This window comes from Halovenus rubra, from assembly GCF_026586665.1.
Taxonomy (GTDB): Archaea; Halobacteriota; Halobacteria; order Halobacteriales; family Haloarculaceae; genus Halovenus; species Halovenus rubra.
Window position 1 is genome coordinate 298,306 of sequence record NZ_JAODIY010000001.1, and the last position, 12,236, is coordinate 310,541.

The 12,236-nt window shown below is 55.6% G+C and carries 11 protein-coding genes; 8 read left to right on the forward strand and 3 right to left on the reverse strand.

The window, feature by feature from the left end; translation table 11 throughout:
- The first annotated feature begins 132 nt into the window (after positions 1-132).
- Complete coding sequence (locus N5098_RS01465; protein WP_382230393.1) at positions 133-789, forward strand: ABC transporter ATP-binding protein; 657 nt, start codon at positions 133-135, stop codon at positions 787-789.
- Positions 790-1,005: 216 nt separating this feature from the next.
- Here the strand turns inward: N5098_RS01465 and N5098_RS01470 are convergent, their stop codons facing one another.
- On the reverse strand, positions 1,006-2,652 hold the full coding sequence (locus tag N5098_RS01470) for a DUF2339 domain-containing protein (protein WP_267635904.1): 1,647 nt from the start codon (positions 2,650-2,652) through the stop codon (positions 1,006-1,008).
- Between the two features lie 474 nt (positions 2,653-3,126).
- Here N5098_RS01470 and N5098_RS01475 point away from each other — a divergent pair, with 474 nt between their 5' ends.
- The 7 genes from N5098_RS01475 to wecB are packed head-to-tail and all read left to right on the forward strand — an operon-like array spanning position 3,127 to position 10,375.
- Positions 3,127-3,714, forward strand: a complete 588-nt coding sequence (locus N5098_RS01475; RefSeq protein WP_267635905.1) for an acyltransferase — start codon at positions 3,127-3,129, stop codon at positions 3,712-3,714.
- Entirely contained in the window at positions 3,711-4,790 is a 1,080-nt protein-coding gene (locus tag N5098_RS01480; RefSeq protein WP_267635906.1) for a DegT/DnrJ/EryC1/StrS family aminotransferase, read from the forward strand. The genes N5098_RS01475 and N5098_RS01480 overlap by 4 nt, the downstream gene beginning before the upstream one ends.
- On the forward strand, positions 4,780-5,766 hold the full coding sequence (locus N5098_RS01485; RefSeq protein ID WP_267635907.1) for a Gfo/Idh/MocA family protein: 987 nt from the start codon (positions 4,780-4,782) through the stop codon (positions 5,764-5,766). The genes N5098_RS01480 and N5098_RS01485 overlap by 11 nt, the downstream gene beginning before the upstream one ends.
- The gene (locus N5098_RS01490; protein WP_267635908.1) at positions 5,763-7,142 is read left to right on the forward strand and encodes a nucleotide sugar dehydrogenase; all 1,380 of its coding nucleotides are present in this window, start codon (positions 5,763-5,765) and stop codon (positions 7,140-7,142) included. The genes N5098_RS01485 and N5098_RS01490 overlap by 4 nt, the downstream gene beginning before the upstream one ends.
- Complete coding sequence (locus tag N5098_RS01495) at positions 7,135-8,226, forward strand: glycosyltransferase family 2 protein (RefSeq protein ID WP_267635909.1); 1,092 nt, start codon at positions 7,135-7,137, stop codon at positions 8,224-8,226. Before N5098_RS01490 ends, N5098_RS01495 begins: the two co-directional genes overlap by 8 nt.
- A gap of 26 nt (positions 8,227-8,252) precedes the next feature.
- Positions 8,253-9,299, forward strand: coding sequence for a DUF354 domain-containing protein (locus N5098_RS01500; protein WP_267635910.1), 1,047 nt, complete (start codon positions 8,253-8,255; stop codon positions 9,297-9,299).
- Positions 9,296-10,375, forward strand: coding sequence for a non-hydrolyzing UDP-N-acetylglucosamine 2-epimerase (gene wecB, locus N5098_RS01505; RefSeq protein ID WP_267635911.1), 1,080 nt, complete (start codon positions 9,296-9,298; stop codon positions 10,373-10,375). Before N5098_RS01500 ends, wecB begins: the two co-directional genes overlap by 4 nt.
- 14 nt (positions 10,376-10,389) lie before the next feature.
- On the opposite strand, the gene N5098_RS01510 is transcribed toward wecB, so the two are convergent.
- Positions 10,390-11,238: a formyltransferase family protein gene (locus N5098_RS01510; RefSeq protein WP_267635912.1), complete on the reverse strand. Its 849-nt coding sequence runs from the start codon at positions 11,236-11,238 to the stop codon at positions 10,390-10,392.
- Positions 11,235-12,143: a polysaccharide deacetylase family protein gene (locus N5098_RS01515; protein ID WP_267635914.1), complete on the reverse strand. Its 909-nt coding sequence runs from the start codon at positions 12,141-12,143 to the stop codon at positions 11,235-11,237. The genes N5098_RS01510 and N5098_RS01515 overlap by 4 nt, the downstream gene beginning before the upstream one ends.
- Positions 12,144-12,236: the final 93 nt, after the last annotated feature.

Consider the following 12,236-nt stretch of genomic DNA (forward strand, 5'->3'; position numbering starts at 1 on the left):
GACGACAGTAGCCACTGATTGCCCCGATCGAATCGGAACCGACAGCGACAGTCCCAGACGGCTGATAGCTGGGGCCTGTTCGTCATTCCTAATCCAAGCACTGATAGGCTCGCCAGTCGAACGCTTTCAGCAGTGAGTATGCCGGTTCTGGCAGCCGAGAAAGTGTCGGTCGAACGAAGCGGAATGACACTGCTCAACGAGGTGTCGCTGTCCGTCTCGTCGGGGGACCGGCTACTCGTCCGGGGGCCAAGCGGTGCTGGCAAGACAACGCTATTTACGATGCTGGGACTGCTTGACGAACCCGAGGAAGGGCGCGTGCTGGTAGCCGGAGCGGACGCGACAGGGCTCTCCGAACGTGAACGCGCCCGCCTGCGCCGCGAGACGCTTGGGTTCGTCTTCCAGGATTTCCAACTTGTGCCGGACTTGACCGCCCGCGAGAACGCACTCCTCCCACAGACTCACGGGAGCGATCGCGACGAGGCATGGGTTGAGAAACTGTTGTCGACGTTAGGGGTTGCGGACCGCCAAGACCACTATCCGGCGACGCTGAGCGGCGGCGAAAAACAACGCGTCGCTATTGCACGGGCGCTGGCGAACCGTCCCGACGTAATCCTTGCTGACGAGCCAACCGGCCAGCTTGACCCCGAAACGACCGAGCAGGTGGCGTCGCTCCTGCTCGATGTTCAGGAATCGACCGGGACTGCACTCGTTACTATCAGCCATGACCCGGCGCTCGATTCGTACTTCGTGGAGACAAAGACGCTCCGTGACGGCCGGATTATGGAGTAGGATTGGTGGGTGGTTTACCGAGGAACTCTTCTTTTGGAACCCGGTGGCCCGTAGGTAGGGGTTCAGATTTTCGCTTGTATTGAGTCTGCAGACACATCTACAATACTTTCCTTGGGGACAAGCGATACCGACCACTTTCCTGCGTCTCGGCAGGTATTCTACGGGGACGGCTACTTCGATCTTGGCTAATGCATGGGATTCTATCCCGTAATCGTGTCAACACTGGGATGTCTCGGCGGCGCGTTCTGGAATGACGAATCGCTGTGAATTGTCGGTCGTGCCGCCGTCGTAGATGATTTGACTGGTCGTGCTGAACTTCTGAAGAATCCTGACGTCGACGGGAATCGGGTCGCTGGGATAGGCTTGTGCGCCTACCGTCATCCAGGTATCGCGGACGAGTGTCGGACAGGCTGGAACAGCGCCTCCCTGGAGCCACGCAATTGCTGCGCTCCGTGGTGCATCTGCGTCGTAGTAGTTTCGGGCGACCCGTGTGGGTTTGTCGTCGCTCGTCCACGCGCCTTCGATATGTGTCTCGGCGAATGTGACGCTCTCGAACTCCGCGTCCGTCACCGTTGGCTCGTAGGGGAGAACTGGTGGCCCGGCGAACGCCAGTGGCGTGGAAACGAGGATGGCCGCGAGGAGACACAGCGGTATGCCGAGTTTGAGGACTGAGTGACGGTCCGCTGTCCACGCGAACCCGCCGACGGAGAGCACGCCCACGACGGTGATCGTGAAGTGGCCGAAGGTCTGGCCGCGCCGAGCGAACAGGTTGTACTCCGGGCTCAGCCCTGCGGTGAGCGCGAAGCTGACGAACGCGAGCGGTGCGAGGACAAGCGCGAGGACGACCGGACCGATATCATGATTATCGAAGGCGAGTGGGACGCCCCAGACCATCAATACGGCGAGCACGACGAGCGGGCCGAGGTAGACGAGCAGCCGTGGGTGTGTCGACGCGGTTCCCGGGAAGACGTCGAAGACCGCGTTGACTGCCGTGACGGCGAAGGCCACACCCAGCGGGACAACGAAGGTGAGACGTTGTAGGGTGGGGCTCGCTTTTCGTAGGAAGACGGCCAGACTCCCGAGGATAATAACCCAAGCAACGAAGAGGCCGGGCTTGGCAGCGAGATCACCGAAAAACGGCGGTCGTGTGAGGACGTAGTAGATGCCGAAGTACGCCCAGAAAAGACCACCGACAGCAAGCGCACGGAGGACTGTTCGTGCATCCGGTTCATTCGTCACATGGTAAACGGCAAGCGCTGTCAGCGTGAGCGCTCCCATCATCGAGCTGAGGTGGTGCGTGATGGGGAGTGCAGTGAGCGTGGGGGCAAGCGCGAGGAACCAGCGCGCGTGCCCTGACTGGAAAAACCAGTGACCAGTCAGTCCGACGATGACAACAAACAACAGGCCAAGCACCTCGTAGTGAACCCAGATTGAGTGGCGGAGATACAAGCCTTGCATTGCGAGCGCGACGCCTGCAAGGGCCGCGAGTCCGAAGGCATGGGTTGGTTGCCAGCCCCGCTGGAGTGCAACTCGTCGCACGAATGCAAAGACTAGCAGACAGGGTACTGCACCGATTATCGCGATGGCTGGCTGAGCAAGTACCAGCGAGTTCGCTCCAGTGAGCATCTGGAGTTCCCCCAGAAGTGTCGGGAGGACGTAGTCGTGGGGCCGACCTTTGAAGACGGCAGTAGACCCTCCGTTAGCGATGAGGTCAGCGCGAGCGGCGAACCCGAACCCGTCAGGATTGAACGGCAGCGACGTCCGGTAGCGGGAGACGAGTCGGATGCCGAGTCCCACTGTAAGTACAAGGAATGCGCCGAGCACCACTCGAACCGGGAGCGCTCGCCTTGACTCTATAGTCACCGTGCCTGAATCCCAGTGGAAGGTGTAAGTAATTATCTATGGGCACCCGACCGCGTCTGTTACAAGCTAGTGGTGCATCTGGTATGTGCTATTGAACGCCAAAACTCGCAATATTGTTTGTAAATCATTCTCTATTTGGGGTGTATATATATCCGACAAGACTCTCAAAAGAAGAACAGCTAAGTGGTCTCATGAACAGGTGTTACCTAGGATTAATTAGACTGGTGCCTAATAGAATGTAATGGATTAAGACCATATGTCGGTCGCGACAGCCATGACCGACAAGAAAGAAACACGGCATGGCCAGACAAAGAGGATGACCCGGGGAAAAAAGGGGGTCTTTCGCCCTCGTGATGTCTGGTTGTTGCTGTCACTGATAGACGACAAAACCCAATCGGCCCAGCCTTGGTCGGTACGCTTCACACAGAACATCGATACAACATATGAAAATATCATCTTACTGGTGATTGCCTGATGAACAACAACATAGTCATGAGTCACAACTGTTCAGTCGACGAGGAAGCGACTGTCGGGTACGAACATGACAGTGATGCAGCACCGACGAAACTCGGCACGAACGGGACAGTTCGAGCCGGGACAATCATCTATTGTGACGTGACGATTGGTGACGAATTTACGACAGGTCACAACGCGCTGATTCGGGAGGAAACAACGATTGGTGATGACGTGCTTGTCGGAACAAACTCAGTTATCGACGGCTACTCGAAGATTGGCTCGTACGTGAGTATTCAGACTGGCGTGTACGTGCCCAGTCACACAACGATCGAGGACAACGTGTTTCTCGGTCCCTGTTGCGTGCTGACGAACGATCCGTACCCGGTTCGTCAAGAAACCGAACTGGAGGGTCCGACGATTAAACAAGGTGCCTCGATTGGCGCGAACGCGACCATACTGCCGAACGTGACAGTCGGTGAAAACGCATTCGTCGCTGCCGGTGCAGTCGTCATTGACGACGTGCCGCCGGACACGCTCGCTGCGGGTGTGCCCGCTGAGCATCACGAACTACCGGCGGAACTCCAGGGAGGGAATACACTGGCATGATACCGATAGCAAACCCAGACATCAGCGATGCCGAACGTGAACAGGTGCTAGAAGTACTCGACAGCGGGATGCTCGCCGATGGACCAGTCGTCCGCGAGTTCGAAGAGGAGTTCGCTACCTACTGTGGGATTGATCACGCTGTTGCAACTTCGAATGGAACGACAGCTCTCCATGCTGCTTTCGAGGCGTTGGGACTCGGTGAGGGTGATCGCGTTATAACGACACCGTTTTCGTTCATCGCGAGCGCGAATGCGATTCGGCTGGCCGGTGCGGAGCCCATATTCGCAGACATTGACCCCGAGACATACAATCTCGATCCCGATTCAGTCAAGGAAGTGATTCAAAAGCTTGACGGCGACATCGACGCGATTCTCGCCGTCCATCTATACGGGTTGCCAGCGGACGTGACGCGACTACAGGAGATCGCTGGTGAGTACGACGCGTATCTCATCGAGGACGCAGCACAGGCCCACGGCGCGACAGTCGACGGTGACCGCGTCGGGTCACTTGGCGATGTTGCCTGCTTCTCTTTTTACCCAACGAAGAACATGACGACGGGCGAGGGTGGCATGATCGCCACCGACGACGAAGCGGTGGCTGACAGAGCGGCGCGGTTCGTCAACCACGGACGGAACGAGAAGTACAGACATAGCGAGGTGGGCCACAACTTCCGGATGACGAGCATTGCCGGCAGCCTCGGGCTGGCGCAGATCGAAAAGTTGTCTGAGTACATCGATGCACGTCGAGAGAACGCCGCGAGGCTGACCGACGGACTTGCGGACTCTCCTGTTACGACGCCGGTCGAGCCCGAGGACAGGTCCCACGTCTACCACCAGTATACGATCCGGTACGAGGAGCGCGAAGAACTCCAAGCGCACCTCGACGACCACGACGTCGGTTACGGTGTGTACTACCCGACCTGTATCCACGAACAGCCGGCGTACAAGGACATTTCAACGACTGCGCCTGTGGCAGAGCGGGCCGCCGACGAGGTGTTGTCGCTGCCGGTGCATCCGAAGGTGGCGGACTCAGATATTGAGCGAATTATCGAGGTGATAACCAACTATGTCGAGTAACGAATCAATCACGGCAGGGGTTATCGGTGTCGGGGCAATGGGGAAACACCATGCCCGTGTATACAACGAACTCTGTGGCTGTGACCTCGTCGGCGTCGCAGACGCTGACACGGAACAAGCACGCGAGATAGCCGGCCAGTACGCCACGGATGCATGCGAGGCTGACAAGTTAATTACGCGAGCAGATGCGGTGACAATTGCTGTCCCGACTTCTTATCATTACGACCTCGCGAAGCAGTGTGTCGACGCGGGAACGCATATCCTGGTTGAGAAGCCACTCGTCGAAGACGAAAAAAAGGGCCAGAATTTGATTGACCGTGCGGACGAAGCCAATGTCACGCTTCAGGTGGGTCACATCGAGCGGTTCAATCCGGTTACCGAGACCCTCATGGACATCGTACCTGACCTGAATGTTATTTCGGTCAAGGCAGAGCGATTAGGCCCCCAACCCGACCGAACAATTGAGGACTCGGCGGTGACTGATTTGATGATTCACGACATCGATGTTATTCGTGCGCTCCTTGAGGCGCCAGTCACCGAGGTTTTGGCAACCGGTAACGCAGGTGGACGGTACGCAACAGCAACGGTCGAGTTCAAAAGCGGTGTAATCGGCAGACTGACCGCAAGCCGCGTAACCCAGCGGAAGGTTCGAGAACTCACAATTACGGCTGAGGAGTGCTACGTAACGGTTGATTACATCGACCAGACGGTGCAGATTCACCGTCAATCGGTGCCAGAATATATTGCGGAAGACGGGGGCGTCCGGTACAAACACGAAAGCATCGTCGAGAACCCAGCCGTCGACACCGGTGAGCCACTCAAGAATGAATTAGAATCCTTCATTGAGTCGGTACGAACTGGACACGATCCCCGCGTGACCGGAGAGGACGGACTAAAATCTCTCAAACTAGTGAAAGAAATAAATCGTAAGGCGTTCGGTTCGCCCTACAAGCACGTGGAGGTGCTACACGATTGAGTTCGACGCGCGAAATAGAAGGGGGGTTGTACGGCCAGTCACTCTCCGAGGAACAAGTTCGTTCGGCATTCTGTACAGGCGAATTTCCGGTGGCCGTCTACGGACTCGGCAAGATGGGGCTACCGCTTGCCAGTGTGTACGCAGGTGTTTCCGGGAACGTCATCGGTGTCGACGTTGATCCGGACGTGGTCAAGACGATCAATAATGGTGGGTGTCACGTCAAGCGCGAACCGGGACTGGACGAACTTGTGGCGGAGACAGTCGAATCACGGGCGTTGCAAGCGACGACAGACACAGTGGGGGCGGCTTCAGAGTCGACTGTACACGTGGTAATCGTGCCAACACCAATCACCGACGAGAAGGAGCCGGACCTGTCGATACTGGATTCGGTCATCATGGATATCGGTGAAGGGCTCACTGCTGGCGATTTAGTCGTCGTTGAGTGTACAGTCCCGCCGCGGACGACCGAGGATCGAGTAACGCCACGGCTCGCTGAGGTGTCTGGGCTCAACTCAGGGGAATTTGGCGTGGCGTTTTGCCCCGAGCGAACATCGAGCGGTCGGGCACTCGAGGACATCCGCGGTGCGTATCCGAAGGTCGTCGGCGGTGTCGACGACGAGAGCACGCAGGTGGCAGCGGCGATATACGAGGAGATTAACGACGAAGGTGTAATACCAGTGTCGAACGCGACGACCGCCGAATGTGTGAAGGTATTCGAAGGGCTGTACCGCGATGTCAACATCGCACTGGCGAACGAACTGGCGACCTTCACCGACGAGTTTGGCATGGATGTGCGCGAGGCCATAGAAGTAGCCAACACGCAGCCGTTCTGCAACATCCACGATCCTGGGCCTGGTGTCGGCGGGCACTGCATTCCGTTTTATCCGTACTTCGTCATCGATCCGTTCGAGACGGACGCGCCGGTGTTAGAGACGGCTCGGGAGGTGAACGATTCTATGCCCGAGTTTACCGTACGGAAACTCTGTGAGGAGTTCGACGCTGAGGGGCTGTCAGTCGAGGAGGCATCGGTGCTTGTCCTCGGTCTGACTTACCGACCGGGTGTCGAAGAGATACGGGCCTCACCATCGATTTCGATTGCCGACGAACTGTCGGAACGGGGTGCCGACGTGTACGGGGTCGATCCGATACTCGAAAAGTTCGAGGTGTTCGAACTAGAGCAATTAGAGCTTTCGGCACTGTACGAGTACGAGTTCGACGGTGTCGTACTGGTGACGCCTCACAAGGAGTTCGACACGATTGATTGGGATAGGCTAGGTCGTGATGGGGGTTCAGTCGTCATCGATGGTCGTGAATCACTAAACTTAGGTGGAACCCAGCATCGGATATATACAATCGGATCTGGATTCAATGTATAGAGAACACACCATCGGAGTAGTCGTACCTGCCTACAACGAAGAGGGGTTCATCGGTGAGGTTATCGAGACGATGCCAGACTATGTCGACCGCGTGTACGTCATCGACGACTGTTCGACCGATGGGACGTGGGACGCAATACGGGAGTCTGCCGAGAAAGCGAACGAGCGAGCACGGCGACGTGGACCGTTGGCGGTGAACGAAATGCTCGAGCCGGTTCCTGTTGAGGTGGCGGACGACGAATCCCTCGTTGAGGTGGATGGTGGTGTCGAGAACGAATCCGTATTCAGTCCTCGCATAGTTCCAATCCAACACGACCACAATCGAGGGGTTGGGGGGGCTATCAAGACCGGTTACAAACATGCACTTGACGACGAGATAGAGATTACGGCGGTGATGGGCGGAGACGGGCAGATGAACCCGGATATACTCCACAAGTTTCTTAACCCGATTGTTGAAGATAAGGCCGACTACGCGAAGGGGAATCGGCTGTTGTACAAAGAGTATCGTCACCAGATGCCTAAACTTCGATTCATCGGCAACGCGATTCTGACTTTCCTGACGAAGATATCGTCGGGATATTGGAAGACGATGGACCCACAGAATGGCTACACCGCTATTTCGAAGTACGCCCTAGAGAACGTGGGTATCGACGCGATGTACGAGTACTACGGCTACTGCAATGATTTGCTCGTGAAATTAAACGCGAAGGGGATGAGCGTTGCCGACGTTGCGATGCCTGCTGAGTACGGCGAGGAGGTATCGAGTATCAAGTATCGAACCTACATTCGGAAAGTCTCCGGGATGCTGTTACGGAACTTCTTCTGGCGGCTCAAGGTGAAGTATCTCGTACTGGACTTTCACCCCCTTGCACTGTTCTATCTATTTGGGATAACGACCTCTACACTCGGTATACTCGGTGGTGTGTGGGCTCTCAACTTGAAATACAACAAGGACTTTGCGTTGTTCGTTCCTGCCGCATCGAGCCTACTCGTGTTCATTCTCGGAGTACTGTTTCTCATGTTCGCCATGCTATTCGATATGCAGGTAAACGAGGACAAAGAGACACAAATTCATGATCGATAGGTGGTAATGTAGGATTTTATATATTCATGAAGGTACTCTTCGATATCGGCCATCCAGCCCATGTCCACCTATTTAAACACGCAATCAACGAATTAGAGTCGGATGGTCATGACACACACGTATTGTCGAGAGACAAAGAGATCACCATCTCACTTCTTGATAAGCTTGGAATAGAGCATACTCCTCTGTCCTCGAAGGGCTCCGGAAACCTCTCCCTCGCCGTGGAATGGCTAAAACGCGAAATCCGAACAGTACGGATTGTCGGTAAGTACAACCCCGATATCACATTCAGTGTTGCCAGTCCACCGACTGTTCATGCTTCACGAATTGTCGGTTGCCCAACTGTGGTTTTTAATGACAGCGAGCCTGCACACCTCGCGTCGAAGCTCACACACCCGTTTGCTGACCGTCTCTGTACTCCAGCGAATTTTGACGTTGATGTCGGTGACAATCAAGAGCGGTACAATGGTTATCACGAACTCGCATACCTCCATCCGAATCGGTTTCAACCAGATGGTGCGGTGCTTCACGAGCATGGTGTCGACCCGGACGAGTCCTACTTCGTCCTCCGGTTCGTTTCGTGGGGCGCACATCACGATGTTGGCCACCAGGGCTTCTCTCAGGAAATGAAACGTGAATTAGTGTCGTTCCTTTCAGAGCACGGTGACATCTATATCACCAGTGAAGGTCCGCTTCCTGAAGAGTTCGAACAGTATCGTCTCCCGATTCCATCACACCTGATTCATGACTTACTATACCATGCGAACTTGTATGTCGGCGATTCACAGACGATGGCAACCGAAGCAGCAATTCTCGGTACGCCATCTATTCGTTCGAACTCATTCGCCGGAGAGGGTGACATGAGTAACTTCGTTGAACTGGAAGAGGAGTACGGACTGCTCTATTCACGCGCTGATGAGACAGCCGTCATCGATATCGCCGCAGATCTCGTCACAGACCCGGCGACAGAAGACAGGTGGAAACAAAAGCGGGAAGCACTTATCACCGAGAAAATAGACGTGACTGAATATATGCTTGATGTTACATTCGAACTTGGTGGTGAACAGTCATGAATGTCCTTACAGTGGTGGGTGCACGGCCACAGTTTATCAAAGCCTTCGCAGTTTCGCGGGCACTCCGCCCCGGACACGAGGAGATTCTCGTTCACACGGGGCAACACTACGACGAGGAGATGTCGGACGTGTTTTTCGACGAACTCGGCATTCCCGAACCGGACTACAATCTCGGCGTCGGCTCCGACACACACGGCAGACAGACGGCGGCGATGCTCGAACGGTTAGAGGAGGTTCTCGAAACTGAACAGCCAGATGTTGTCCTCCTTTATGGGGACACGAACTCGACGCTAGCTGGTGCGGTCGCCGCGTCGAAACTGGACCCGCTGGTAGCCCATGTCGAAGCGGGGTTGCGTAGCTACAACCGGGAGATGCCCGAGGAGACAAACCGGGTACTGACAGACCACGCTTCCGATTTGTTGTTTGCTCCGAGCGAGTCGGCCGTCGACACGCTGGCTTCCGAAGGAATCACCGACGGGGTGTACTTTGTCGGCGACGTGATGTACGACGCGTTGCTCTGGGCTCGCGAGGTAGCACAGGAGAACTCGACCATCCTCGACGAACTGTCACTCGCAGATAGCGAGTTTATCCTGGCGACGGTTCACCGGGCAGAAAACACCGACGAGCGTGCGAATCTCGAAGCAGTCCTGACCGGTCTCTCGAACGCAGACCTTCCCGTGGTGCTTCCGGTCCATCCACGGACGAAAAAACAGCTACAGGCCTACGACCTCTGGGAGCGAGCCAGTAATCAGCTTACTGTTATCGAACCGGCCGGCTACCTCGATTTCGTTCGCCTGCTCGACGGTGCGACACGAGTCGCGACGGACTCCGGCGGCGTTCAGAAGGAAGCGTTCTTCCTCGAAACGCCCTGTGTGACGATGCGAGACGAGACTGAGTGGGTCGAAACCGTAGAGAGTGGTTGGAATGTACTTGTCGGCGCACGGACAGAAGAAATCGAACGCGAACTTCGAAATGCCAGTCCACCGGATGAACTGCCGTCGCCGTACGGAGATGGGGATGCCGCGACCAAAATCGTCGAGAGGATCGTGACTGACGTTGCCGCGACCGACGACTGACTGCTATCAAGAACTCACCGCAGTCGTCGACGGAAGTTCTTCAGGAGTATCCGTACCGAAAACGAGAATTTCCGTCGGCGTTTCGTCGAATAATAGGGTCCCATCTCGTCGGGGACGGTCGGCTCGAAGTCAGGGTCTGAAAGCTGTGAGAGTCCTTTGGCAAGCAACTCGACTTGGACATCGTGGACTCGGGGATAGATGTCCCAGAGTGTGTCTGTTTTGGCTATCTCCGCTTCGTCGAACGCAATTATCTCACCCGCGTCAACTTCGTCGGTGAGGCGCTGTAGGGTTACGCCGATAGTCTCCCGTCCATCGAGATATGCCTGTGGCGGGCCGAGACCTCGATAACGACGGATGTCTGCCGGATGGAAGCTGAGAACTCCCCACTCCGGGGCCGACAGGATGTCCCCGCGTAACAGCCCGAATCCGTACCGAACTGCCACGTCACATCGGTCCTCGACTTGACTGACGATTTCCGGGGGGAGTTCGTTCCAGTTGCCGTCTCGAATCGGCTGGACACGCTTGATCTCAGCGTCTTGGAAACACGAAACCTCTTCAACGGGCGTCTGTTCTTCGAGCGTATCTGCTGTGGAAAACTGGTCCAGTAGCTTTTGCTCAGCTATTACGAACGTCCAGAACCGTTCTTTTTTCAGAACGTCCCAGAAGAGTTTGACCGTTTGCAGTCCGATGTTCTCGTTGACGGCGTCCGCTGCGGCCTCCTGGTCGATGTTTTGTTGGATTGGTTCGTTTACGATAACTAGCGAGATGGTGACATCTAGTTCGTCGATAGCGTGTACGAGTGCCCGGATGTCGCAGTCCCGAAGATACGGGTCAGCGAGCACGCAGATGTCGATACTACTCATGGGTCGTCAAGCCTGTCAAGTGCATCTGCAACGGTTCCGTCCGGATGTGGGACCGCCTCATAGAACTCACCTGGCGGCCCAACCCACGCACCCATCTCCTGTGCACGCTGTATCAGCTCCTCGTACAGTTCCGCCCAGTGTGGAAAGCCCGGACGATAGAAGACGCGCTGGTGCCAATCAAGCACGAGAACACTTCTTTTGTCCTGGAAATTCTCAAGCAGGCGTTCACAGTTCGCGAGCACGGTCGAAAAGTCAGTGCTGGATTCCATCGCAGTTACGTCCATCAATGTCCACGGAAACACGACGAATTCATCGTCGAACGGCCTAATGAGTTCGTATCCGAACTGTGGCTGTGTCTCGTATTTATCTGCGAGTGACGTATCGTATCGGATTCCAATATCGCGCAGTGAACGCCACGTGTCGGGCCTGTTCAGTCGAAGATAATGCTGACGATTTCCGAGTAACTCGACGTTCACACTTCGTTCGATATTTTCTTTTTCGACTTCGAACCGCTCTGGGTTGTCCGAGGAATGATACGACCCTTGCAGTCCGATTTCCCAGCCACCGTCTTGCAATACCTCCAAGATCGACCTGAACTGTGGGTCAGTCACGTCGTACCGCCCTGCAAAAAGTCGCCACGCTTTCTTCGTTATCAACTCGCGTTTGGGCCTAGACGTAATCGGCTGCTCGTCGAGAATATTGAACGACGAACGAACGCCGAGGTCACGCTCTAAGGACATGATACGTTCGAACTGCCACCACGGGTTTTTCCCCGACACCATTCGCGGGAGCTTTCTCGGTGCTGGTTCACTGATTGCTTCGGAAATGTACTGGTATGTCTTGTAGACACGGTCGACATCGTGTGAGAGACAGAGCGCAAAAGTATACTCGTCCGTGGATGGCATTACAAATCGAAACAGGTATCTGTTCTACATAGGTGCTTTGTTATGCTGTGAATGGGATACGACACTCCCACACCAGAGACGCTATGATAACCA

Coding starts and splice junctions, on each gene's coding strand:
- N5098_RS01510 (WP_267635912.1), bottom strand. CDS start 11,238: ATGAGTAGTATCGACATCTGCGTGCTCGCTGACCCGTATCTTCGGGAC.
- N5098_RS01475 (WP_267635905.1), top strand. CDS start 3,127: ATGAACAACAACATAGTCATGAGTCACAACTGTTCAGTCGACGAGGAA.
- N5098_RS01480 (WP_267635906.1), top strand. CDS start 3,711: ATGATACCGATAGCAAACCCAGACATCAGCGATGCCGAACGTGAACAG.
- N5098_RS01485 (WP_267635907.1), top strand. CDS start 4,780: ATGTCGAGTAACGAATCAATCACGGCAGGGGTTATCGGTGTCGGGGCA.
- N5098_RS01500 (WP_267635910.1), top strand. CDS start 8,253: ATGAAGGTACTCTTCGATATCGGCCATCCAGCCCATGTCCACCTATTT.
- wecB (WP_267635911.1), top strand. CDS start 9,296: ATGAATGTCCTTACAGTGGTGGGTGCACGGCCACAGTTTATCAAAGCC.
- N5098_RS01515 (WP_267635914.1), bottom strand. CDS start 12,143: ATGCCATCCACGGACGAGTATACTTTTGCGCTCTGTCTCTCACACGAT.
- N5098_RS01495 (WP_267635909.1), top strand. CDS start 7,135: ATGTATAGAGAACACACCATCGGAGTAGTCGTACCTGCCTACAACGAA.